Source organism: Rhizobium sp. BK650 (assembly GCF_014195325.1).
Taxonomy (GTDB): Bacteria; Pseudomonadota; Alphaproteobacteria; order Rhizobiales; family Rhizobiaceae; genus Rhizobium.
This window is the reverse complement of the sequence record NZ_JACIBK010000001.1, coordinates 429813-452144: the sequence shown is the minus strand read 5'-3', so window position 1 is coordinate 452144 and position 22332 is coordinate 429813. Positions and strand designations below refer to the sequence as shown.

The following is a 22332-nucleotide window of genomic DNA, read 5'->3' as shown; positions in this document are numbered from 1 at the left end:
ATCGGGGGAGCAGCATGTCGAAGAACATCGTCATTCTGTTCGACGGCACGTCGAACGAGATAACTGCAGACCGCACTAACATCCTGCGCCTGTTCGGAACGCTGAAACGCTGCGAAGAACAGATCGTCTATTACGACCCCGGCGTCGGCACGCTTGGTGCGGCAGATGCCTGGTCGCCCGTCTACCGCAAGTCCGTCGAGGTCTGGGGCCTTGCCACAGGCTGGGGTCTCGATGAAAACGTCAAAGGTGCCTACCGCTTCCTCGTCGAAAACTACGATGTCGGCACGCCCGACGATCACGGAGGCCACCCCGACCGGGACCGCGTCTACATTTTCGGCTTCAGCCGTGGCGCCTACACAGCGCGTGTTCTCGCAGGTTTCATCCATGCCTTCGGGCTCTGCAGCAGGTATCACCTAAACCTGCTCGATTACGCCTACAGAACCTACAAGGGCATTCCCGAACAGGAGCAGCGCGTCGACGGCGGTGATCCTTCCTCGGCCTTCAAGAGCATGCGCCTCTATGAGCGCATGCTGCGCAACGACCGCCCGCCGATCAAACTGCTCGGTCTCTTCGACACCGTCGCCTCTGTCATCGAAAGGGGCAAAGGGCGCGTTCAGTTCAAGACCCATCCGTTCACCCGTAAGAATCCAAGCGTCGAATATGTGCGCCATGCCGTGGCGATCGATGAGCGACGAACCATGTTCCAGCCGGAATTGTGGACCCCGGATCAGGACTATCGCGGCAATCCCTTCAAGCCGGCAATCGCAAAACAGGACTTCAAGGAGGTCTGGTTTGCCGGTGTCCACGGCGATATCGGCGGCGGCTACCCGGAGGCCGAAAGCGCACAGATCAAGATACCGCTCGACTGGATGATCCAGGAAACGGAACCCACAGGCCTTCTCTACGTCTCGCGCACGATCAACAACATCGTCCTCGGCAAGAGCGATAAATACTATGTCGGGCTCAACGCGGCCGCACCGCTGCATGATTCGATGAGCGCAGGTTGGAAACTGCTCGAATATATTCCGCGGCGCGTGCCGGAAAACTCCTGGCGCAGGCGCGGCGATAGAAGGGGCATCTATCTTCCGCGCCAAGACAGGCGCTTCATCCCCGATGGCGCAAATCTGCATGAATCCGTGAGAGTGCGCATGGTGACCGGATACAGTCCGCCGAACCTGCCGAAAGATCCGGTATTCGTCCCCTGACGTATTGAATCGAATTCTGCACTCAGGCCGCCAGCCCCTTGATCAGATTCATATCTTGCCGGAAGCGGGCGAGCTCCCGCGCCTTTTTCTCCTCGTCCGGAATTCGCAGCAGATAGGAGGGATGCACCGTAACGAAGAGCATCCGCCCCTCCTCCATCGCAATCGGCCGTCCCCGCAGATCCTCAAGCTTCTGTTTCTCCCCGGTCAGGGAATAGAGCGCCGTCGCTCCCATCGCTACGATCACTTTCGGCTTTATGAAGTCGATTTCAAGTTTCAGCCACCAGCGGCAATGCTGCACCTCGCCAAGATTTGGCTTCTGGTGGATGCGCCGCTTGCCGCGCGGCTCGTATTTGAAATGCTTGACGGCATTGGTGACATAGAGCCTCGACCGGTCGATGCCGACCTGCGCGATCGCCTCGTCAAAAACCCTTCCGGCAGGACCGACAAAGGGCCGCCCCGCAAGATCTTCCTGATCACCAGGCTGCTCGCCAACGAACATGATCTCCGCGTCGGCAGGCCCTTCCCCGAAAACGGTCTGCGTTGCCTTCGCATGCAAGGGGCATTGGCTGCAGACAGATGCTTCCTCTCGCAACGCCTCTAGGGTCCCGGCTGGTGCCCGTTGCGGAGCCGGTATGCGGGCAGCCGCTTCCTGAATCCTGCTATGATAAGGAGGCGGCATCGTCGCCTCGCGCTCGGCCATGGCCAGCACCTTGGCTTCGGCGTTGGCGATCAGGCCGGGAATGAGATCGGCTTCCGGCAAATTCTTCCAGTATTTCTTTGGCATCTCGGCCCGCATCGCCTTCACCTTCAGCCGCGCCGGGTTGAAGATGCTGGCATAGTAAGTGCGCCAGAGATCATCGGTCGCATCGCTGATATCGGGCTTCTCACAAGGCATGTTGCTGATCGTCAGTCGCTCGCCGTCCCAGGCAGCCGACCCCTTCGGCGTCGCGATCAGCCAGTCCATATCGTTGAAACGACGCTGAAAAAAGGGTGCCTTGCGCGCGACGATATAGTGATCCGGTTCGAACCAGGCGATGAATTTCCGCCGCCCGCCAGCGGGGGCCGCCACCTCCTTGAAGCGCACGAATGCTGTCATCTTGTGGGCGTCACGATGCACGCTCTTCTGCATCAGCCGGGCGCGCGACACTTCCAGATCAGAGACCAAATCCAGCAGACACCGGTTCGTCTGTATTCGCCAGAGCAGGCTGTAAAGCAGCGAAAAACGCTTTCGGTCGCTATGGCAGATCACCGCCTCGGCCAGCGTCATGAAGACGGTCGGCACAGTCATGGGCTTGCTGTTGGCGGGCGGATCGGGCGGCAGCGCGTCACGCTGGAAGGCGAAGCCCGACTCATCGCTTTTTTCATACCACTCGATTTCATCAGGCAAAATTCCAGCCGCAGCAAAGGCGCGGGCCACTCTGCGCCACTCATCGAAATTTCCTCTGCCCTCCAACACGACCCGGCGCATCATAGCAGTGACAACTGTTCAGCTGGCGGCTCGAACATCGCTCGCAAGTCCGGCCGGTCGACGAGCCGGTGCGGCGTCCAGCCCTCGGCAGTGATGAAGGCCTGCACCTTGCGGATCGACACGCCAAGCCGCGGCAGATCCTCGATCCGCAGACGGCGCTGCCGTCGCTCGGCCAGGATAGCCTTTACTGTCTTGGTGCCGACCCCCGGCACGCGCAGCAGCGTCTCGCGGTCGGCGCGGTTGATGTCGATGGGGAAATCGCCGCGATGGCTGAGCGCCCAAGCAAGCTTGGGATCGAGATTGAGATCCAGCATGCCGCCTTGCTGGGTCGAGGTGATCTCGTCGATGCCGAAACCGTAGAAGCGATAGAGCCAGTCGGCCTGGTAGAGCCGATGCTCTCGCATCAACGGCGGCTTGATGAGCGGCAGGCTCTTCGAGCTGTCGGGGATAGGGCTGAAGGCCGAATAATAGACGCGTTTCAAGTCATAGCTGCTGTAGAGTTGGCCGCTGGTCGCGAGGATCGTCGCGTCGTTGGCGCCGTCGGCGCCGACGATCATCTGCGTGCTTTGGCCCGCCGGCACGAAACGCTTTCGTTTCTTGGTCTGCAGCGTCGGCTCCGCCGCCGCCTCAATCTTTAACCTGAGATCGCCCATAGAGCGGCGGATGTTTGCAGGCTTCTTCTCGGGCGCAAATCGGCTGATACCGCTATCCGTCGGCAGCTCGATATTGAGAGACAGCCGATCGGCATAAAGCCCGGCCTCCTCGATCAGGTGCGGTGATGCCTCCGGAATGGATTTCAGATGGATATAACCACGGAAACCGTGCGCGATCCGCAGCTCCCGGACGATGCGCACCATCTCCTCCATCGTGTGGTCGGAGGAGCGGATGATGCCTGATGAAAGAAACAAGCCTTCAATATAGTTCCTCCTATAAAATTCAAGCGTCAGCCAAACGACTTCTTCCGGCGTGAAGCGGGCGCGCTCGACATTGCTGGACGACCTGTTGACGCAATAGGCGCAGTCGTAAATGCAGAAATTAGTGAGCAGGATTTTCAGCAGAGAAATGCATCGCCCGTCCGGCGCATAAGCATGACAGATGCCGGCACCCTCGGTCGAGCCCAGCCCGCCGGAGCCTGCCGAATCCCGCCTCACCGTGCCGCTCGAGGCGCAGGATGCATCGTATTTGGCGGCCTCGGAGAGGATCGCCAGCCTTTCTCTAAGCGACTTCTTCATCGCTTTGTTCACTAAATGTTCATGGTGGCGAAATCAAGACGAACAAAAGAACTCCCTCCAACCTCCCTTTAAAAGCAGGCACTTCCACGGGAGATAAACGGCGTCGATACGAATTTTATGGAAATTGCTCGTGCCGATCTGCTATAAGCAACGAATTAGGATTGTAACACGGTTCCGAAGTTCCCCTTCGGGACCTGTTTTCTTTTGTGTCTGCGCCAACTGCGGATGCAGGGAGAGAAGGACGAAAAAATGGTTGATAAGGTACCGATGACACAGGGCGGTTTCGTCAAGCTGCAGGAAGAACTGCGCTGGCGTCAGCAGGAAGAGCGCCCGCGAATCATCGAGGCAATTGCGGAAGCGCGCGCCCATGGCGACCTCTCCGAAAATGCCGAGTACCATGCCGCCAAGGAAGCGCAGAGCCACAATGAAGGCCGCATCACCGAGCTCGAAGATCTGACGGCACGCGCCGAAGTCATCGACCTCTCCAAGATGTCGGGCGACAAGATCAAGTTTGGCGCCAAGGTGAAGCTCGTCGACGAAGACACCGAAGAGGAAAGAACCTACCAGATCGTCGGCGATCAGGAGGCCGACGTGAAGCAGGGCCGTATCTCCATTTCCTCACCGATCGCCCGCGCGCTGATTGGCAAGGAAGTCGGCGATTCCATCGAAGTCAACGCGCCGGGTGGTTCGAAGGCCTACGAAATCCTATCCGTTTCCTGGGGCTGATCGCCCGCACCTTTCTCCGCGAGAGCAGCCAGTGCCGGATATCAGTGACGTCGAGATCATCGCGCCGAACCTGAAACGCCGGCTATCCGGCGTCACGTCCACGATTGTCCAGCTCATCCCCTGTCAAATTCGGCTCGGGATCAGGATTGCCGCCTTTGGCCCTGGCCTCCCGCCGGAACTTCCGCGCTTGAATTGGCCGCAGCTTGCCGGCCTCTGGCGTCCGCCGGCCGGACGCCGCCACCGCGTCTGGCACGCGCGCCGTAACAATGAGATGGCGGCAGGCATCCTTCTGCGCCAGGTGTTGCGCATGCCCCTGAAGCTCGTCTTCACCTCGGCCGCCCAGCGCCGTCACACCTCCTACACCCGCTGGCTGATCCGCCAGATGGATGCCGTGATCGCCACCAGCAGCCGATCCGGCTCCTTCCTAAAGGTGCCGCACACAGTCATCCAGCATGGCGTCGACCTCACTCTTTTTCATCCGCCGTCAGGACCTGACGATACGATTGCCGCAACCGGCCTGTCCGGTCGCTACCTCGTCGGCTGCTTCGGCCGCGTGCGCCATCAAAAGGGTACCGACCTTTTCGTTCAGGCGATGATCGCGCTTCTGCCGCAGCATCCCGACTGGACGGCTGTCATTTCCGGTCGCGTCACCCCGGAGCACACGGCCTTCGCCGATCAGCTGAAAGCTGATATTGCCGCAGCCGGTCTCACCAGCCGCATCGTCTTCATCGGCGAAGTGCCAGACATCAAGGTCTGGTATCGCCGTCTGACGCTCTATGTCGCCCCCTCCCGCAACGAAGGCTTCGGCCTAACGCCGCTGGAGGCCATGGCTTCGAGGACACCGGTTGTGGCATCTGACGCGGGCGCTTACGCTGAAATGATCGTGTCCGGGGAAAACGGCATCATCGTGCCACCCGGCGATGGAAATGCGCTGACTGCAGCGATCGCCACCTATCTTGCCGATCCTGCACTAGCATCAAACCACGGCCAATCGGCCCTCAGCCACGTGCGGGAAAATTTCGCCTTGGAAAAAGAAGCGACGGCGATCAATCGAATTTACCAGCAGCTTCTCAGCACATAAGCCGTTGGTCAATCCTTGGTGACGGACGTATCAGGAAAGTAAAGTCACGCAGATGTCGACCGCAAATAACGACGAAAACCTCGTCAACGTGCTCTGCATGAAGTGGGGAACGCTTTACGGCGCCGAATATGTCAACAATCTCTACCGCGGCGTGAAACGGCACCTGAAGCGTCGGCACCGCTTCGTCTGCTTCACCGACAACATGGCCGGCCTCGACGAGGGTATTGAAACCTTCCCCCTGCCCGAGCTCGGCCTACCGGCGGGTTCAAAGGATCGTCGCTGGCAGAAACTGGCGCTCTTCCGCAGCGAGCTTGTCGATCTCAAGGGCACCGGACTCTTCCTCGATCTCGATCTCGTCATTGTCGATGATCTGGAGCCGCTCTTCGAGCATCCAGGCAAGTTCCTTATCATCCGCGACGACGATCTCTTTCGCCCGAAGCCGCTGCGCAAGATCAACCCTGCCCGTGACAAATTCCTGGCCTCGGTCGGTAACAGTTCAGTCTTCCGCTATGAGATCGGCGCGCATGCCTACATTCTCGACGCCTACGTCGCCGATCCGGTGGCGGCCATGTCGAAATACGAAATCTCCCAACAATTCCAGAGCGCGCAGCTGGAAGCCCATGGACACCTGCAATACTGGCCGCGCGAATGGTGCGTAAGCTTCAAGAACGCCTGCGTGCCGCGCCATGTCACGAGCTTCTGGCGAGATCCTGAGCTCCCACCGGACGCCAAGATCGTGGTCTTCGCCGGCGATCCGAAAATGAGCGAGGTTTTTGAAGGGGGCGGCCACAAATGGTATCGCCGCATTGGCAATACCGACTGGCTGAACAAGGCTTGGCGCGGATAGCGCATTCCGTCGGAAAACCGCTTCTTTTCCTGCTTTAGAGTTCGACCAGCCCGAGCTTCTTTACCTGGCGGATCGTTAGCATGGTGCGAACGGTATCGACATGCTCATTGGCCGTCAGCACTTCGATGACGAAATCCTGGAAACGAGTGAGGTTTTGAGCGACGCAATGCAGCAGGAAGTCGCTGTCGCCGGAAACCATCCAGGCCTGACGCACCAGCGGCCACTCAGCCGTAGCAGCGGCGAAGGCCTTCAGATTGGCTTCCGATTGATGCTTGAGGCCAACCATGCAGAAAGCGACGAGATCGAGCCCGAGCTTCGGGCTGTTCAGCATGGCATGATAACCTTCGATGACGCCCGCTTCTTCAAGCTTGCGCACCCGGCGCAGACAGGGTGGCGCTGAAATTCCGACCCGGTCGGCAAGCTCCACATTGGTCATGCGGCCGTCGGCCTGCAATTCCCGCAATATCTTTATGTCGATAACGTCAAGTTCAGCGCGGACCACGCTCAGGCCTTTCTTTAATTCCCCGCGGGCAGCTTCTATATAAAGCCACGGAATACGCAAGAAAGTTTCAGTCCGATGACGGAATCTTACACAGCAGCTGCATTGCCTTGTTGGTAATGCAAGGCTGCCCTTGAATAAAAGCATTGGTCGTTCATAAATGGCGCAGGGATCGCGAAACGGCCTTATTCGCTGCTTAGCCGCCGAATCCTCCCAGTCGAAAGGAAATTCCATGTCTGCCCGCCATACCAAGGTGCTCATCATCGGTTCCGGACCCGCCGGTTATACGGCAGCGGTCTATGCCGCGCGCGCCATGCTGAAGCCGGTTTTGATCGCCGGTCTGGAACAGGGCGGCCAGCTTATGATCACCACCGACGTCGAGAATTATCCGGGTTTTGCCGATCCGATCCAAGGTCCCTGGCTGATGGATCAGATGCTGCAGCAGGCCCAGCATGTCGGCGCCGAAATCGTCAACGACCTCGTGACCGAAGTCGACCTCAACCAGCGCCCCTTCATCGCCCGCACCGATAGCGGCCAGGTCTGGACTGCCGATACGCTGATCATCGCGACCGGCGCCAAGGCCAAGTGGCTCGGCATCGAAAGCGAGCAGCATTTCCAGGGCTTCGGCGTGTCGGCCTGCGCCACCTGCGACGGCTTCTTCTATCGCAACAAGGATGTAATCGTTGTCGGCGGCGGCAACAGCGCCGTCGAGGAAGCGCTCTACCTGTCCAACATCGCGAAGTCGGTCACTGTCGTCCATCGCCGCGATGAGTTTCGCGCAGAAAAAATCCTCCAGGAGCGTCTCTTCGCCAAGGGGAACGTCAAAATCCTCTGGAACACCGAGGTTGCCGAAATCACTGGCGCACCGGCAAAGCCCCCCATGCCGCCGTCCGTTTCCGGCGCTCGCCTGCGCGACACGCGCACCGGCACTATCACCGATATCGCGATCGACGGTGTCTTCGTGGCGATTGGCCATGCGCCTGCAACCGAACTTTTCAAGGGCAAGCTGAAGCTGAAGGATAACGGCTATCTCTGGACCGCACCGAATTCGACTGCGACCAGCCTGGAGGGTGTCTATGCCGCAGGCGATGTGACTGATGATACGTTCCGCCAGGCGATCACCGCCGCGGGCATGGGATGCATGGCCGCACTCGAGGCAGAGCGTTATCTGACGGGCCACATGCCCGTTGCCGTAGCAGCGGAGTAATAACGGCATGAGGGGTGGGGGAATGCCATTGGACTGGGACAAGCTGCGCATTTTCCACGCAGCTGCCGAAGCCGGATCGTTCACGCATGCGGCTGACAAGCTGCATCTGTCCCAGTCGGCGATCAGTCGTCAAGTCAGCGCGCTCGAGCAGGATGTGGGCACAAAGCTCTTCCACCGCCACGCGCGCGGACTGATCCTCACCGAGCAGGGCGAGCTGCTTTACCGCACTGCCCATGACGTGCTGCTGAAGCTCGAAACCGTGAAGATGCAGCTGACCGAGACGACGGAAACGCCCTCCGGAAAGCTGCGCGTCACCACGACAGTCGGCCTCGGCCAGGGCTGGCTGACCGACAAGATACAGGAATTCTTGCAGCTCTATCCCGACGTTCAGATCCAGCTCATCCTCGACAACGAGGAAGTGGATGTGAACATGCGCCATGCCGATTGCGCTATCCGCCTTCGCCAGCCTCAGCAGTCAGATCTCATCCAGCGCAAGCTCTTCACCGTGCATATGCATGTCTATGCTGCCCCCTCCTATATCAACCGCCACGGCGAGCCGCAGACGATGGAGGATCTCGACAATCACCGCATCATCACCTTCGGCGAACCGGCGCCGAGTTACCTGCTCGACGTAAACTGGCTGGAAATCGCCGGCCGCTCTTCAGACAACAAGCGCATTCCGCATTTGCAGATCAACAGCCAGACCTCGATCAAGCGTGCATGCCTGCTCGGCATCGGCATTGCCTGCCTGCCGGATTATATTGTCGGCCGCGATCCCGGTCTGATCCAGCTGGCAATCAATGCCGACGTCCCCTCCTTCGATACCTATTTCTGCTACCCGGACGAGATAAAGAACGCCGCTAAACTGAAGGCATTCCGCGATTTCATCGTCAGCAAGGCCCGCAACTGGAACTTCTGATTTCCACTTTTATGGAAGCGAATTCCGCATCATGCAACTCACGCATGACTGACATGCACAAAAAAGGGTTGTTGTTTGCTCATTAAAGCACCATATCGCTCATAGCTGATGCACACGGTGGCTTTTCCTCCCAGTTCCACCGCATTAGCTGTTCCCCTCTGGAGGTTTTTGACCTTCACACTTATAAGGGCCCTGGTTTTCCGGTGGCCCTCTTTTTTTGCCTGAATTTTATCGATAGATACCGCAATGCGGAAAATTTTGTGCAGTGCATAGCTGACATGCACAAAAAACTATTGAAAGCTGCACAAAGAAGCACCATATCGCACGTAGCTGATGCACATGGTGGCTTCTCTCCCAGTGCCACCGCGTTGGCTGTTCCCCTCTGGAGGTTTTTGACCTTCACACTTATAGGGCCCTGGTTTTCCAGTGGCCCTCTTTTTTTTGCTTAAACTTTAAGCAGGGCGGAAAAGAAAGATCGCTCACGCCTCCGTGATTTGCATATCGAAAATCTTCGAACCATATATCGATAAAATCCGATTTATAGTTCGATCAAGACCGATGGACAAAGACGAGATTCTCAAGGCTCTGGCCAATCCTGCCCGGATGGACATCCTCAACTGGCTGAAGAACCCGGAAGAACATTTTCCGACGCAGGAACACCCGTTTGAAATGGGTGTTTGTGCTAGCCAGTTCGAACGCTGCGGCCTTTCGCAATCGACCGTGTCCTCGCACCTTGGTATCCTTCATCGCGCCGGCTTGGTCACCAGCAAGCGCGTCGGCCAGTGGATTTTCTACAAGCGCAACGAAGAAACGATCGCTGCCTTCCTCCAGCAGCTAACGCGGGATCTCTAAATCATGCCCCTTGCCCTGCTCGTTCTTGCCTTGAGTTCTTTCGCGATCGGCACCACCGAATTCGTCATCATGGGCCTTCTGCCCGAAGTCGCAGCCGACCTCTCGGTCACGATCCCTCAGGCCGGCTGGCTCGTCACGGGTTATGCGCTGGCCGTCGCGCTCGGCGCACCCGTCATGGCAGTCTCGACTGCCAGGCTGAAGCGCCGCTCGGCTCTCATTATGCTGATGGCCTTCTTCATCGCCGGCAACCTGCTCTGCGCGATCGCGCCGAACTACTGGGTGCTGATGATCGCCCGCATTGTCACCGCACTTTGCCATGGCGCCTTCTTCGGTATCGGCTCGGTCGTTGCCGCCAATCTCGTCAGTGAAGACCGCAAAGCCCGTGCTGTTGCTCTGATGTTCACCGGCCTGACGCTCGCAAACGTGCTGGGCGTGCCCCTCGGCACTGCCATCGGCCAGGCTTTCGGCTGGCGCTCCACTTTTTGGGTCGTTACCGTAATCGGTATCGTCACCATTGTCGGCCTGATCGCCATCCTGCCGAGAGATAAACAGGAAGAGCAGAGCAGCATCCTGCGAGAAATCGCAGCCTTGCGAAACGTCCGCCTCTGGATGGCGCTGTCGGTCACCGTCTTTTTCGCAGCCTCGATGTTCACGCTCTTCACCTACATCGCCCCGCTGCTGCGTGACGTGACGGGCATTTCCCCCGAAGGTGTAACCTGGACGCTGTTCCTGATCGGCATCGGCCTGACGGTCGGCAACCTCATTGGCGGCAAGCTCGCCGACTGGCGTCTTGGAACGACACTCGCCATCGTCTTCGCAGCAATCGCGCTGACGTCAGCAATCTTCTTCTATACGAGCCGCTTCATCATCCCGGCCGAAGTCACACTGTTCCTGTGGGCGGCCGCCACCTTTGCCGCGGTTCCCGCCTTGCAGGTCGGTGTTGTCGGCTTCGGCAAGAATGCGCCGAACCTCGTATCGACCATCAATATCGGCGCCTTCAACACCGGCAATGCGCTGGGCGCCTGGGTCGGCGGCCTGGTCATCGATGCCGGGTTCAACCTTGACCGCGTTCCCCTCGCCGCCGCAGCCATGGCCCTCATCGGTCTTGTGGCCACCACCCTCACCTATCTCTCCGGCCGGGGGCTAGCCGCCTCTGCTGCCGCCGAGTGATCCCCCAAGCAGAAAGGACCTTTCATGGCCAAGCTTTTCCAGCCGACACAGGTCGGCGACATCGCCGTCAAGAACCGTATCGTCATGGCGCCGCTCACTCGCAACCGGTCTCCGGGCGCTATCCCGAATGATCTGAACGTCGAATATTATCGCCAGCGCGCCACGGCCGGTCTCATTATCACCGAAGGCACGGCCATCACCCATCAGGGTCAGGGTTATGCTCATGTTCCCGGTCTCTACAAGCCGGAAGCGTTGGAAGGCTGGAAGCGCGTCACCAGCGCTGTTCATCAAGCCGGCGGCAAGATCGTCGTGCAGCTCTGGCATGTCGGCCGCGTCTCCCACACCAGCCTGCAGCCAAACGACGGACAGCCCGTCTCCTCCACCTCTAAGGCCGCCAAGACCAAAACCTATCTCGTCAATGCCGACGGCACCGGCGCCTTCGCAGAAACGTCCGAGCCCCGCGCGCTGGACACGGCAGAGATCGCCGGCATTGTTGAGGATTTCCGCAGGGCTGCCCGCGACGCCATCGATGCAGGCTTCGACGGTGTTGAAATCCATGGTGCCAACGGTTACCTGATCGACCAGTTCCTGCGCTCAGGCATCAACGATCGCACCGATGAATATGGCGGCTCGCTCGAAAATCGCGCACGCTTCCTCTTCGAGGTCGTGGATGCCGTCAGCAAGGAAGTCGGCGAAGGCCGCACCGCCATCCGCATCTCGCCAGTCACGCCGTCAAATGACTCCTTCGACACCGACCCGCAAACGATCTTCACCTATGTCGTAGAAGGTCTCGCGAGGTACAATCTCGCCTATATTCACGTTGTCGAAGGCCAGACCGGTGGTGATCGCAACTTCCAGCAGGGCGACAAGCCCTTCGACTATAAGGCTCTTCGCCTCGCCTATGAGCAGACCGGCGGCAAGGCGAATTGGTTGGTCAACAACGGTTATGATCGCGAGACCGCCATCGACGCAGTCGAAAGCGGCCGCGCCGACCTCATCTCCTTCGGAAAGCCTTTCATCGCCAACCCTGATCTCGTTGAACGTCTGAAGGTTGGCGCACAGCTCAACATGCCCGACCAGCCGACCTTTTACGGCGGCGGAGCAAAGGGTTACACGGACTACCCCGCTCTGGAAAAGGTCGCCTGACGGTCCTCGGCAAACAGAAATCCCGCTATCTGGCGGGATTTCCATTTCAGGAGATTGCCGCTAGCATGGTACTATGTTCTCGCCCTATCTCGAACGCTGGTCGCTGACACCTGACGGTCAACCAATCATCACTCATTCGAGCCGTCTCCTGCCGGTCATCTGGCAGGACAAATCGGCCATGCTGAAAGTCGCAACCGACAGCAGCGAGCGCGAAGGCGCCTTACTGATGAAATGGTGGGATGGCGATGGCGCGGCCCGCGTTTATGCGCAGGAGGATGACGCTATCCTTCTGGAGCGCGCAGTGGACAAATACTCACTGCTGGAAATGGCACTCAACGGCGAGGACGATGAGGCAAGCCGCATCATGGTGCGGACTGCAGCAAGGTTGCACGCGCCACGCCCCACGCCTCTTCACGATTCCCCAACGCTTGGACGCTGGTTCCGCAGTCTGGAACCGGCAGCACGTAACCATGGCGGCACCTTTACCGATTGCTGGAAGGTAGCAAGCGCCCTGCTCGCTGCGCCACAGCAACTCAGCATCCTGCACGGCGACATCCATCACCGCAACATCCTCGATTTCGGCGACCGAGGCTGGCTGGCAATCGATCCCAAGCGGATCTATGGCGAACGCGGCTACGACTTTGCCAATATCTTCGCCAATGAAGATCTGCCGACGACGACAGATCCCAAACGCCTCCAGCGCCAGCTTACAATCGTCTCCAAGGAGGCAGATATCGAGCCGTCAAGGCTGTTGAAGTGGATCGCCGCCTATTCCGGCCTCTCCGCCGCCTGGTTCCTTGAAGACGGCGACCATGCCTCCGCCGAAAAACCTCTGACGGTCGCCCGTATCGCGCTCGCAGAACTTGCCTAACCTGCCTTTAGGCCTTCGCGAGAGGCACTGTCGAGCCATGCATCTCCGGCAGCGAGCGCTGCGCAATCAAAGTCGCCCGCACGGCCTCGTCGATCGGCGTATGCGGCTCGGTTCCGAGTTCGGCCACCAGCCTGTCATTCTTCATGCGCAACGGGACTTTCCAGAGATAGCGCATCTCCTTCATCTCCCGCATCAGTGTCATGAAAGGAGCAAGCAACGGCACGATGAACCAAGGGAAGCGACCGATCTTCGCCTTGCCGTCGGCAACACGCCGGACTGCCTCAGCCATCTGACGGCCATCGCCATCCCAGAAACCGTTCATGTGATAGCAGGCGAAAGCCGGCAGCCGCTCGGCCCGCTCGACGAGTTGCGCCATCGTCTCAGCGACATCAGGCAGATAGGCCCAATGGTGCCCGATACCAGAAAGCGCCGGATTCCGAATCGTACCAACTGGCTTGCCCGGCGTGGCGAAAGCGGCGGAAAACCAGCTATTGCTGGTGGCGCTTGGCCCGAAGAAATCGCCTGCGCGGACGATGATAACGCCGGTACCGGTCTCGGAAGCGGCTCTCAGCCGCTCTTCCATCTCGACGCGGATCTTGCCCTTCTTCGTCACCGGATGCTGCGGACTATCCTCCGTCACGACTGGAAAGGCATCGGGACCGAAATTATAGACGGTGCCCGGGAGCAGGATGCGTGCGCCGACGGCGCGGGCCGCGGCAATCGTATTGTCCAGCATCGGCAGAACCAGCTTTTCCCAATCACGATAACCGGGAGGATTGACGGCATGAACGATGAGGTCAACACCTTCCGCCGCCTTGCGAACATCGACCGCATTCATCGCGTCGCCCTGCACCCACTCGAAGCCCTGCCCGCCCGCCGATGCCTTGGCGGCGTTGCGGTTGAGCGCCTTGATCGTCCAGCCGCGGGCCTGCAGCTTGCGGGCAACCGCGCCGCCGATACCGCCGGTCGCGCCGAGAACGAGCGCCAATTTCTTGTCCTGATATTCGCTGCTCATGATCATCTCCTTGTTTGATGAGACGACTATGCCTTGAGCCAAGGCTAAACAATATTGACGAAATAAGTTCCGCTGCCATACATAAATATATGGATATCGAGCCAAGCTGGGATTTTTACCGTTCCTTCCTCGCCGTACTGCAGCACGGATCGCTCTCCGCCGCCGCCCGCGAACTTGGCCTGACACAGCCGACAATCGGCCGCCATATCGATGCGCTGGAAGAAGCCGTCGGCGCCGAGTTGTTCACTCGCTCGTCGAACGGCCTGCTGCCGACCGACATGGCACTCGATCTCCAGCCCTATGCCGAAACGCTGGCAACGACGGCCGCCGCGCTTCTGCGTACCGCATCGAGCCAGCGCGACAAGGTGGAAGGCACCGTGCGCATCAGCGCCAGCGAAGTGATCGGCATCGAAGTTTTGCCGCCAATCATCGCCGACCTGCAGGAAGCCTATCCCGGACTACACGTGGAACTATCGGCTTCCGACACGCTGGAAGATCTCATGAACCGGGAAGCAGATATCGCGGTTCGGATGGCCGAACCGCAGCAGGATGCGCTGCTGGTGCGGCGCATCGGTGATATTCCGCTCGGCTTTCATGCACATCGCCGCTATCTGGAACGCCACGGCACACCACAGACCATGGCCGAGCTTGCCGGTCATCGCTTCATCGGTTTCGATCGGCAGACGGCCTATATCCGAATGATGCGCAAGCTCTACCCGCTAGCCGATGAGCTCAGCTATATCTTCCGCACCAGCAGTCAACTGGCCCAAATAGCAGCAATCCGCGCCGGCATAGGCATCGGTATCTGCCAGACGGGGCTTGCCCGTCCGAACCCCGACCTCGTTCATATTCTGGCCAATGAATTCGAAATCCCGCTCCGCACATGGGTCGCCATGCACCAGAACCTCAAGACCTCTCCACGCTGCCGCGTCACCTTCGACGCGCTGGTCAAGGGCCTGCTGAACTATATTAAGTCATGCAAGGATACGCGCGCCTGACAACGCGCTGAAAGACGATGAAAATCAGCGGAAGATCAGGGCTCCGGGGAAACCTCGGGCGAACGGCTTTTGGTAAAGCTGTCCACGACCTCGGTCTCGGGACGATCGCCACCCTCTGCATATTCCTCATGCCACTTGCCCTGCGCATCCTGCCAGCTGATCTCGGCGGAATCGCCGCCAACCTGCTGTTCGGCCGCAACGATGCGGGCTGCTTCCAGCGCTTCGGAGTGGCTCGGAAATGCCTCGGAATAGACATCCCCAAGCTTGTAGGCCCAGCCGCCGTCATGCGGTACGACTTCGTAGACCACCTTGACCATGCATTTGTCTCCTCTTCTTCTCCTTGCGCATCCGTAGGCTCCCGGATCATGTCCGGTTCAGCGCGGGCCGCTTGAGAAGATTTCGAGGACGCCGCGATCTGGGTTCCGGCTGCCGTATGAAAAGCAGTATTTCATTAATTGTCACAGACTGCAAATTTCATCAGTGGCGAGTCCGCTTGCATAGAAAAATCACCGGCTTAGATTCCCCGGGGAATCAAAATCGGCGCTGGTGCTAGAAATGATACTGCATCTTAAGGAAGAAATTTTCTTGATTGTGGCGGCCCTCGTCGCGGTCATCGCCTATTTGTTGGAACATTCGGTCATGGAGGCAGGACGGGGCATGGCGCTTGTAGCCGCAGCAGCCCTTATCGCGACCATCGTGCTCGCCTCCATGCGTGTCGCCCATCATGCCGAACTTCTGGCCGTCAAGGTCGGCGATCCCTATGGCACGATGATCCTGACGCTGTCGGCCGTCGCCGTTGAAGTCGTCATCCTCGCCATCATGATGAGCGGCGAGGAGACCTCGCCGACACTCGTGCGCGACACGATCTATTCGGCACTCATGCTCGATATTAACGGCATCCTCGGCCTTGCTGCCCTTCTGGGCGGCCTGAAACATGGCGAGCAGCCCTATAACGACAATTCCGGCAAGACCTATGGCGTAATGATCCTGACCGCCATGGGCATCTCGATGATCGTTCCGGAATTCGTGCCCGATGACAAGTGGCACTATTATTCCGCCTTCACCATCATCGCCATGATCGCCCTCTACGGCCTCTTCCTGCGCATGCAGGTCGGCCAGCACAGCTATTTCTTCTCCTACAGCTATCCGCGCTCGGAGAGACAGAAGCAACATCCCGACGGACATGACGAGGAGGGATCGGTCTCAACCTCGATCGCAGTGATCCTTATCGGCGTCGTCATTATCGGTGCGCTCGCCGAATTCATGTCGGGCTTTATGAGCGAAGGCCTGCGCGACAGCGGCGCTCCCGTGGCCGTGACCGCGATCGTGGTGGCCGCTATCTCCGCCGCACCGGAAATCCTGACCGCTCTAAGGGCGGCTTTGCGTAACCGCATGCAGGCAACCGTCAACATCGCCATGGGCGCCTCCCTTTCGACGGTCATTCTGACCGTGCCGGTGATGGAGGGCATCGCACTCTATACCGGCCAGCCCTTCATCATGGCCATGTCGCCGGTCCAGACTGTCATGGTCGCGATCACGCTGATCGCAGCCGCCATCAATCTTAATGATGGTGAGACGAACGCCATCGAGGGCATGACGCATTTCATCCTTTTCGCGACTTTCATCATGCTGACCGCAATCGGACTTTGAATCTGAATCAGGGACTTAGCGGCAAAAGCGGAATCGCTTTCGAAACACGTTGAAGTGAAAAACCAGGCAACAAAAAAGCCCGCTATCTCTGGCGGGCTTTTCGATAGGGCTGATGCTGCCGATTACTTGCAGGCGCCGCAGAAGCGCTGGATGCGGCGGCAAGCTTCCTCGAGCAATTCTTCCGACGTCGCATAGGAGATGCGGAAGTTCGGGCCGAGGCCGAAGGCCGAGCCATGAACGACGGCAACGCCTTCCGATTCCAGCAGTTCGGAAACGAAATCCTCGTCCGTCTCGATCACCTTGCCGGACGGGGCTGTCTTGCCGATGAGACCGGCGCAGGACGGATAGACATAGAAGGCGCCTTCCGGCACCGGGCAGACGATGCCCTTGGCCTGGTTCAGCATGGAAACGACGAGGTCACGGCGGCCTTCGAAGATCTTCTTGTTCTCGGGGATGAAGTCCTGTGTGCCGTTCAGCGCTTCGACGGCCGCCCACTGGGCGATCGAGGTCGCACCCGATGTCTGCTGCCCCTGGATCATGTCCATGGCCTTGATCAGCTGGATCGGGCCTGCCGCATAACCAATACGCCAGCCGGTCATCGCATAGGCCTTGGAGACGCCGTTCATCGTCAGCGTGCGGTCGTAGAGCTTCGGCTCGACTTCGACGGGCGTGACGAATTTGAAGTCACCATAAGTCAGGTGCTCGTACATGTCGTCCGTCAGCACCCAGACCTGCGGATGCTTCATCAGCACATCCGTCAGCGCCTTCAACTCGTCATGGGTATAGGCAGCGCCCGTCGGGTTGGACGGCGAATTGAAGATGAACCACTTGGTCTTCGGCGTGATCGCCTTTTCGAGATCGGCAGGCTGGAGCTTGAAATTATGCTCCTGGGTGGCCGAAACGAAAACCGGTGTGCCGCCGCACAGCGCCACCATCTCGGGATAGGACACCCAGTAAGGTGCGGGAATCACGACTTCATCGCCGGGGTTCAGCGTCGCCATGAAGGCGTTGAACAGGATCTGCTTGCCGCCCGTGCCGACAATCGTCTGCTCCCAGGAATATTCCAGACCGTTTTCGCGCTTGAACTTGGCGGCAATCGCCTTACGCAGCTCGGGGATACCGGACACCGGCGTATATTTCGTCTCGCCACGATTGATCGCGTCGATAGCTGCCTTCTTGATATTCTCGGGCGTATCGAAATCGGGCTCGCCCGCGCCGAGACCGATCACGTCACGTCCTTTGGCTTTCAGTTCGCGCGCCTTCTGAGAAACGGCGATGGTGGCTGAAGGCTTCACGCGGGAAAGGGCATCGGCAAGGAAGGCCATGATATCGGTCCTACAAGGTTGAAACGGGCAGAAGGCCGGGACCGGAGTTCTGCGCTAAGCTCTATGTCCAATGTATGACATCATTTCAAGCGCAAAGGCGTGATGGCGGCGATGATTCTTATTGATCTATTGCCGCATCTGCGTCCGGAATTTTGAAGCGAGCATCCACGAGGCAATCCGCATGGCCGATCGAGCCTCACAAGAAGTTGAATCAGTTTCTGAAGTCGGTCCCGTTTTATGCCGGAAAATCAAGGTTATCGCCCGTTTACCATTTGCCACGAATAAGCCGCAACAAATGCCGCGGCGTGCCTCAATTCGGTCGTCAGAGTGCCGAGATGGAAACGGTATTCTCCACCATCCAACATTGGTTATTGAGGGCATACCATGTTTCTGGAAGACGAGCGTGTAGCGGGACGCCTGCGCGCAGACCGGGTTTCTTTATCGTGGATGGTGGCAGTCGTCGCTTTTGCATGCTGCGCCGTCGTGACGTTCGGCCTCTTTTCGGCCGTCGAAGCAGAGGCCGCGATGGCTTCCAGTTCCATCCAGGCATCCAATGCCGACCGGACGATCAGGGACGGCGTAACGATGCTCTTCGCCGCATTCGTCGCGGCAAACGGGCTTGCCATCTGGCTGCGCCGCATCAAGGGCCTTGTCCTATCGAGAGGCCAGCGCGATGGCCGGTAAACCGCAGCGTGCTGACTGGAGCGAAGAGGCAGGCTTCTACGAGCCGTTGCCGACCTATATGGAGCTTGCCATGGCTGCGGCGTCTGCCCATGATGCGCTGCCAGCACCGCAAAGACCTCGCCTGCCCAGGCTTTCGATCATCGAAAAGCTGGTCGCCGTCGGCATCGTCTGCCTTGCCTTTTACGGGATGGCGCTGATCGGCTGCGGGCTTTTCCTGAAAGCCGAAGCCAAGCGCACCGGCTTCATCACTCAAAAAATGATGAGCGCGGAACTGCAATACGCCGACTTCGGCATTCGCACCCTTCACCGCCAGATCAACTGACGTCCGCCATTCAACCGGAGAACACAAAACCGTTATGGAGCGCCGAATATGGTTGAAGCGCCGATGACCCGAGCCAATTTCCCCTGAAACTGACGGCGGGGGATTATGATGGACGCCTATTCGACATTTCGTTTTACCACGCTGCTGGCAGTTGTTGCGGCCTTCGCAGTTCCCGCCTTTGCGCAGAGCGGGGATATCGTCAAGACGCAGAAGGTCTCGGTTCGCGTCGAGAAACTTGGCAAGGGACTGGAGCACCCATGGGCGGTTGAGGTCCTGCCGAATGGCAGCTTTATCGTGACGGAACGGCCGGGGCGGTTGCGCATCGTCCGCGATGGCAATGTTTCCGACCCGATCAGCGGCGTTCCCGAAGTCAACGCCCGCGGCCAGGGCGGCCTTATGGATGTCGCCCTCTCCCCGGATTTCGCGACCAGCCGAAAGCTCTATCTGACCGCCGCAACCGCCAACGACAGAGGCTCTGGCACGGAAGCCTTCAGCGCCACCCTGTCACAGGACGAAAAGAGCCTGCAAAACGTCACGTCCATTTTCGCGATGCGGCATTTCACCCGCGGCAACATTCAATACGGCTCGCGCATTGCAATCGCCCCCGACGGCTCGCTGTTCATCAGCGTCGGCGACCGCGGCGACCGCGACCGTTCGCAGGACTGGAAGGATGACGCCGGTTCGATCGTCCATATCAATGCCAATGGCAGCATTCCCGCCGACAATCCCTTCAAGGATGGCGGCAAGGCCTTGCCGGAAATCTGGTCCAAAGGCCATCGCAACCCGCAGGGGATCACCTTCGACAGCGCCGACGGCAAACTCTACACCGTCGAGCATGGCGCACGCGGCGGTGACGAAATCAACAATCCCGAGGCCGGCAAGAATTACGGTTGGCCGATCATCACCTATGGCCGCGACTATTCCGGCGCCAAGATCGGCGAAGGAACCGCCAAGCAAGGCTTGGAGCAGCCGCTGCACTATTGGGATCCCTCGATCGCTCCGGGCGCTCTTGCCGTCTATCGCGGGAAGATGTTCCCCGAATGGGACGGCAATTTCATCGTAGCGGCTTTGAAATTCCAGTTGCTGTCGCGCATGCAACGGGATTCGAGTGGCGCCTTCACCGCCGAGGAACGCATGTTCGAAGGCAAATATGGCCGCATCCGCGATGTCATTGTCGCCCCGGATGGAGCATTGCTGATGGTAACCGACGAGGATGACGGGGAACTGCTTCGGGTTTCTCGCGCCGAAGACCGGACCCGCTAAAGGGAACCTCGCAATTCCCTACGGATCATGAATTTCAACGCCGACCAGATTTCATCGACGGCGCAGACCTTGACGTCGACGAGGCCTGTCGGCAGCAGGATCTCGCGCAACGCGCCCTCTGTGATGCTGGTCGGCACCTTCGCACTCTTCTTCGGCCAGGAAATCCAGATCATGCCATCGGGCCTTAACACGCGAAACAACGCCGCCGACATCTCTTCCAAGACCGCACGTTGCGTTTCGAAGACGTGGATATAATCGAACTGCCGTCTAGAGGTTGCCGGCAAGACATGTTCGATGGATGCAAAACCCGCGAATACGCCGATCTCGCTAAGCCCATCGGGAACATTGACGAGTAACGCTGCCTGCCCAGCTTGAAGGCCAAGTTTCTTTGCGAGGGGCGTGCCGGAATATCCCACCATCAAGTCATTGCCCTGTCCGAACCGTCAGATTCCAGCCTCGTCCTTGCCGAAGAGAAATGCAACTGCTAACCACCTGGTCACTAATCATCGACACTTCCTCAACATCGAGAGTGAAATGACGCGCGTTCAGGCGAACCTCCTTCTGTTGCTTGCAGCCGCCATCTGGGGCGGCGGCTTCGTCGCCCAGTCGACGGCAATGAAGGCGATCGGCCCCTTCTGGTTCATCGGCCTGCGCTTCGCCATTGCAGCCCTCGCCACGCTTCCCTTCACGCTCCTCGAAGCCCGCAAGGCTAAGATCGCGACCAGCCGCCGGCATCTCGGCCTCTACCTGCTGATCGGTCTTGCGCTCTTCGGCGGCGCATCGACACAGCAGATCGGCCTGCAGACGACGACCGTCACCAATTCCAGCTTCATCACCGGCCTGTATGTGATCTTCGTGCCGCTGATTGCCGTCCTCTTCCTGCGCCGCTCGCCGCACTGGATCATCTGGCCGGGTGCGATCATGGCCGTGGCGGGCATCTATCTTCTCTCTGGCGGCCAGCTCTCGGCACTTACGGCCGGCGACCTGCTGACGGTCGTCTGCGCCATCTTCTGGTCGATACAGATCACGCTCGCCGGAACGACGGTCGGCGAAACCGGCCGGCCGCTTGCCCTGTCTAACGCCCAGTTCGCAGTCACGGCGGTCTGCGCCCTCTTCGCCGCCGCCATGTCGGAATCGATCAGCCTTGAAGATATCAGTATGGCCGCGCCTGAAATCCTCTATGTCGGTCTCTTCTCCTCGGGAGTCGCATTCGTGCTCCAGGTCGTCGCTCAGCGCTACACGACGCCGTCGCAGGCGGCGATCTTTCTCTCCGCCGAAGCACTGTTCGGCGCCACACTCGCCGCACTTCTCTTGGGCGAAAGCATGCCGGCACCCGGCTATGCTGGTTGCGCGCTGATGTTTATCGCTATGCTTGTAGTCGAACTCGTGCCTGAATTGGCTCGCCGCCGGAGGCAAACGGCCTGACCGCGCGCCCATTTGTGGGGCATTTAAGGCAATTAGAAAATTTTTTTTAACAGCCGACAAGACGCGCTATCGTTGCATTTTTGGCAAAATCTGCCCGGAACTTATATTGCAGACGATATAAAACGTTAATCATTTGCCTCCGACGGCGGATTTTTTGCGATTTTGCGAAAACTGGCCAGATTTGCGAGTGTGATCTTAGGAACACGTTAAAAAACTTTTGCTTGCCAAAATCCCCCAAACGCAGCACTCTTCGCGCGTTCGGGCATTTTGCGAGCATGGGAAGTCCTTAAGAATTTGCGAGCCGGAAACGCTAATATTCCGGTCAGCCGGTCCCAAAAAACAGCAGGCGTTAAGTCCTGTCTGGAACCGGCGGAGGTAGAGGGGACCTTTTTCTCACATTTCAAGATCTGCCTGCCAGCGTCTTCGC

General features: G+C 58.9%; 23 protein-coding genes. 16 read left to right on the top strand and 7 right to left on the bottom strand.

What is annotated here, in order from left to right; genetic code table 11:
- Window positions 1–14: 14 nt before the first annotated feature.
- Window positions 15–1205, top strand: coding sequence for a DUF2235 domain-containing protein (locus FHX15_RS02195; RefSeq protein WP_184393272.1), 1191 nt, complete (start codon window positions 15–17; stop codon window positions 1203–1205).
- Between the two features lie 22 nt (window positions 1206–1227).
- On the opposite strand, the gene FHX15_RS02190 is transcribed toward FHX15_RS02195, so the two are convergent.
- Together FHX15_RS02190 and FHX15_RS02185 are read right to left on the bottom strand one after the other, a co-directional pair.
- Window positions 1228–2673, bottom strand: coding sequence for a UdgX family uracil-DNA binding protein (locus tag FHX15_RS02190; protein ID WP_184393998.1), 1446 nt, complete (start codon window positions 2671–2673; stop codon window positions 1228–1230).
- Window positions 2673–3905, bottom strand: a complete 1233-nt coding sequence (locus FHX15_RS02185; protein WP_184393270.1) for a putative DNA modification/repair radical SAM protein — start codon at window positions 3903–3905, stop codon at window positions 2673–2675. Before FHX15_RS02185 ends, FHX15_RS02190 begins: the two co-directional genes overlap by 1 nt.
- Before the next feature lie 249 nt (window positions 3906–4154).
- On the opposite strand from FHX15_RS02185, the gene greA reads away from it, so the two are divergent.
- From greA to FHX15_RS02170, 3 genes are read left to right on the top strand one after another with little or no spacing between them, the layout of a single operon-like run.
- Entirely contained in the window at window positions 4155–4631 is a 477-nt protein-coding gene (gene greA / locus FHX15_RS02180) for a transcription elongation factor GreA (protein WP_184393268.1), read from the top strand.
- A gap of 31 nt (window positions 4632–4662) precedes the next feature.
- Entirely contained in the window at window positions 4663–5712 is a 1050-nt protein-coding gene (locus tag FHX15_RS02175; RefSeq protein ID WP_184393266.1) for a glycosyltransferase family 4 protein, read from the top strand.
- A gap of 52 nt (window positions 5713–5764) precedes the next feature.
- Complete coding sequence (locus FHX15_RS02170; protein ID WP_184393264.1) at window positions 5765–6559, top strand: hypothetical protein; 795 nt, start codon at window positions 5765–5767, stop codon at window positions 6557–6559.
- 34 nt (window positions 6560–6593) lie between these two features.
- Here the strand turns inward: FHX15_RS02170 and FHX15_RS02165 are convergent, their stop codons facing one another.
- Window positions 6594–7061 (bottom strand): Lrp/AsnC family transcriptional regulator, encoded by a 468-nt coding sequence (locus FHX15_RS02165; RefSeq protein WP_112564538.1) that lies wholly within the window; start codon window positions 7059–7061, stop codon window positions 6594–6596.
- Window positions 7062–7290: 229 nt separating this feature from the next.
- On the opposite strand from FHX15_RS02165, the gene trxB reads away from it, so the two are divergent.
- The 6 genes from trxB (at window position 7291) to FHX15_RS02135 (ending at window position 13223) form a co-directional block, all read left to right on the top strand.
- Window positions 7291–8265, top strand: coding sequence for a thioredoxin-disulfide reductase (trxB, locus tag FHX15_RS02160; RefSeq protein WP_184393262.1), 975 nt, complete (start codon window positions 7291–7293; stop codon window positions 8263–8265).
- A gap of 22 nt (window positions 8266–8287) precedes the next feature.
- Complete coding sequence (locus FHX15_RS02155; RefSeq protein ID WP_132653687.1) at window positions 8288–9184, top strand: LysR family transcriptional regulator VtlR; 897 nt, start codon at window positions 8288–8290, stop codon at window positions 9182–9184.
- A 558-nt stretch (window positions 9185–9742) separates the two neighbouring features.
- Complete coding sequence (locus FHX15_RS02150; RefSeq protein ID WP_184393260.1) at window positions 9743–10036, top strand: ArsR/SmtB family transcription factor; 294 nt, start codon at window positions 9743–9745, stop codon at window positions 10034–10036.
- A 3-nt stretch (window positions 10037–10039) separates the two neighbouring features.
- On the top strand, window positions 10040–11206 hold the full coding sequence (locus FHX15_RS02145) for an MFS transporter (protein WP_184393258.1): 1167 nt from the start codon (window positions 10040–10042) through the stop codon (window positions 11204–11206).
- A 24-nt stretch (window positions 11207–11230) separates the two neighbouring features.
- Window positions 11231–12352 (top strand): alkene reductase, encoded by a 1122-nt coding sequence (locus FHX15_RS02140; protein WP_184393256.1) that lies wholly within the window; start codon window positions 11231–11233, stop codon window positions 12350–12352.
- A 73-nt stretch (window positions 12353–12425) separates the two neighbouring features.
- Window positions 12426–13223 carry an aminoglycoside phosphotransferase family protein gene (locus tag FHX15_RS02135; RefSeq protein ID WP_184393254.1) on the top strand — a complete coding sequence of 266 codons (798 nt, stop codon included), beginning with the start codon at window positions 12426–12428 and terminating at the stop codon, window positions 13221–13223.
- Window positions 13224–13230: 7 nt separating this feature from the next.
- On the opposite strand, the gene FHX15_RS02130 is transcribed toward FHX15_RS02135, so the two are convergent.
- Window positions 13231–14238 (bottom strand): NAD(P)H-binding protein, encoded by a 1008-nt coding sequence (locus FHX15_RS02130; RefSeq protein ID WP_184393252.1) that lies wholly within the window; start codon window positions 14236–14238, stop codon window positions 13231–13233.
- Between the two features lie 89 nt (window positions 14239–14327).
- Here FHX15_RS02130 and FHX15_RS02125 point away from each other — a divergent pair, with 89 nt between their 5' ends.
- Window positions 14328–15236 (top strand): LysR family transcriptional regulator, encoded by a 909-nt coding sequence (locus tag FHX15_RS02125; protein ID WP_184393250.1) that lies wholly within the window; start codon window positions 14328–14330, stop codon window positions 15234–15236.
- 35 nt (window positions 15237–15271) lie between these two features.
- On the opposite strand, the gene FHX15_RS02120 is transcribed toward FHX15_RS02125, so the two are convergent.
- Entirely contained in the window at window positions 15272–15553 is a 282-nt protein-coding gene (locus FHX15_RS02120; RefSeq protein ID WP_184393248.1) for a DUF2188 domain-containing protein, read from the bottom strand.
- A gap of 238 nt (window positions 15554–15791) precedes the next feature.
- Here FHX15_RS02120 and FHX15_RS02115 point away from each other — a divergent pair, with 238 nt between their 5' ends.
- On the top strand, window positions 15792–16886 hold the full coding sequence (locus tag FHX15_RS02115) for a calcium:proton antiporter (protein WP_184393246.1): 1095 nt from the start codon (window positions 15792–15794) through the stop codon (window positions 16884–16886).
- A gap of 122 nt (window positions 16887–17008) precedes the next feature.
- Here FHX15_RS02115 and FHX15_RS02110 read toward each other — a convergent pair whose 3' ends face one another.
- Window positions 17009–18211, bottom strand: a complete 1203-nt coding sequence (locus tag FHX15_RS02110; RefSeq protein WP_007824321.1) for a pyridoxal phosphate-dependent aminotransferase — start codon at window positions 18209–18211, stop codon at window positions 17009–17011.
- 384 nt (window positions 18212–18595) lie between these two features.
- Between FHX15_RS02110 and FHX15_RS02105 the strand changes: the two genes are divergently transcribed.
- From FHX15_RS02105 to FHX15_RS02095, 3 genes are all read left to right on the top strand, one after another.
- Window positions 18596–18895 carry a hypothetical protein gene (locus tag FHX15_RS02105; protein ID WP_184393244.1) on the top strand — a complete coding sequence of 100 codons (300 nt, stop codon included), beginning with the start codon at window positions 18596–18598 and terminating at the stop codon, window positions 18893–18895.
- Window positions 18885–19217: a sortase gene (locus FHX15_RS02100; protein WP_184393242.1), complete on the top strand. Its 333-nt coding sequence runs from the start codon at window positions 18885–18887 to the stop codon at window positions 19215–19217. The genes FHX15_RS02105 and FHX15_RS02100 overlap by 11 nt, the downstream gene beginning before the upstream one ends.
- 108 nt (window positions 19218–19325) lie before the next feature.
- Window positions 19326–20480, top strand: coding sequence for a PQQ-dependent sugar dehydrogenase (locus FHX15_RS02095; RefSeq protein ID WP_184393996.1), 1155 nt, complete (start codon window positions 19326–19328; stop codon window positions 20478–20480).
- Here FHX15_RS02095 and FHX15_RS02090 read toward each other — a convergent pair.
- A complete protein-coding gene (locus tag FHX15_RS02090) occupies window positions 20477–20899 on the bottom strand; it encodes a hypothetical protein (RefSeq protein WP_184393241.1) in 423 nt (140 codons plus the stop codon). The genes FHX15_RS02095 and FHX15_RS02090 overlap by 4 nt on opposite strands.
- A gap of 115 nt (window positions 20900–21014) precedes the next feature.
- Between FHX15_RS02090 and FHX15_RS02085 the strand changes: the two genes are divergently transcribed.
- Window positions 21015–21905 carry a DMT family transporter gene (locus tag FHX15_RS02085; protein WP_184393239.1) on the top strand — a complete coding sequence of 297 codons (891 nt, stop codon included), beginning with the start codon at window positions 21015–21017 and terminating at the stop codon, window positions 21903–21905.
- Window positions 21906–22332 lie beyond the last annotated feature (427 nt).

What these genes read in the sequence shown, in the direction of transcription:
- FHX15_RS02090 (WP_184393241.1), bottom strand. Translation starts at nt 20,899, where the DNA reads ATGGTGGGATATTCCGGCACGCCCCTCGCAAAGAAACTTGGCCTTCAA.
- greA (WP_184393268.1), top strand. Translation starts at nt 4,155, where the DNA reads ATGGTTGATAAGGTACCGATGACACAGGGCGGTTTCGTCAAGCTGCAG.
- FHX15_RS02195 (WP_184393272.1), top strand. Translation starts at nt 15, where the DNA reads ATGTCGAAGAACATCGTCATTCTGTTCGACGGCACGTCGAACGAGATA.
- FHX15_RS02095 (WP_184393996.1), top strand. Translation starts at nt 19,326, where the DNA reads ATGGACGCCTATTCGACATTTCGTTTTACCACGCTGCTGGCAGTTGTT.
- FHX15_RS02135 (WP_184393254.1), top strand. Translation starts at nt 12,426, where the DNA reads ATGTTCTCGCCCTATCTCGAACGCTGGTCGCTGACACCTGACGGTCAA.
- FHX15_RS02085 (WP_184393239.1), top strand. Translation starts at nt 21,015, where the DNA reads ATGACGCGCGTTCAGGCGAACCTCCTTCTGTTGCTTGCAGCCGCCATC.
- FHX15_RS02110 (WP_007824321.1), bottom strand. Translation starts at nt 18,211, where the DNA reads ATGGCCTTCCTTGCCGATGCCCTTTCCCGCGTGAAGCCTTCAGCCACC.
- FHX15_RS02130 (WP_184393252.1), bottom strand. Translation starts at nt 14,238, where the DNA reads ATGAGCAGCGAATATCAGGACAAGAAATTGGCGCTCGTTCTCGGCGCG.
- FHX15_RS02150 (WP_184393260.1), top strand. Translation starts at nt 9,743, where the DNA reads ATGGACAAAGACGAGATTCTCAAGGCTCTGGCCAATCCTGCCCGGATG.
- FHX15_RS02115 (WP_184393246.1), top strand. Translation starts at nt 15,792, where the DNA reads ATGATACTGCATCTTAAGGAAGAAATTTTCTTGATTGTGGCGGCCCTC.
- FHX15_RS02170 (WP_184393264.1), top strand. Translation starts at nt 5,765, where the DNA reads ATGTCGACCGCAAATAACGACGAAAACCTCGTCAACGTGCTCTGCATG.
- FHX15_RS02100 (WP_184393242.1), top strand. Translation starts at nt 18,885, where the DNA reads ATGGCCGGTAAACCGCAGCGTGCTGACTGGAGCGAAGAGGCAGGCTTC.
- FHX15_RS02185 (WP_184393270.1), bottom strand. Translation starts at nt 3,905, where the DNA reads ATGAAGAAGTCGCTTAGAGAAAGGCTGGCGATCCTCTCCGAGGCCGCC.
- FHX15_RS02125 (WP_184393250.1), top strand. Translation starts at nt 14,328, where the DNA reads ATGGATATCGAGCCAAGCTGGGATTTTTACCGTTCCTTCCTCGCCGTA.
- FHX15_RS02105 (WP_184393244.1), top strand. Translation starts at nt 18,596, where the DNA reads ATGTTTCTGGAAGACGAGCGTGTAGCGGGACGCCTGCGCGCAGACCGG.
- FHX15_RS02145 (WP_184393258.1), top strand. Translation starts at nt 10,040, where the DNA reads ATGCCCCTTGCCCTGCTCGTTCTTGCCTTGAGTTCTTTCGCGATCGGC.
- FHX15_RS02140 (WP_184393256.1), top strand. Translation starts at nt 11,231, where the DNA reads ATGGCCAAGCTTTTCCAGCCGACACAGGTCGGCGACATCGCCGTCAAG.
- FHX15_RS02155 (WP_132653687.1), top strand. Translation starts at nt 8,288, where the DNA reads ATGCCATTGGACTGGGACAAGCTGCGCATTTTCCACGCAGCTGCCGAA.
- FHX15_RS02190 (WP_184393998.1), bottom strand. Translation starts at nt 2,673, where the DNA reads ATGCGCCGGGTCGTGTTGGAGGGCAGAGGAAATTTCGATGAGTGGCGC.
- trxB (WP_184393262.1), top strand. Translation starts at nt 7,291, where the DNA reads ATGTCTGCCCGCCATACCAAGGTGCTCATCATCGGTTCCGGACCCGCC.
- FHX15_RS02120 (WP_184393248.1), bottom strand. Translation starts at nt 15,553, where the DNA reads ATGGTCAAGGTGGTCTACGAAGTCGTACCGCATGACGGCGGCTGGGCC.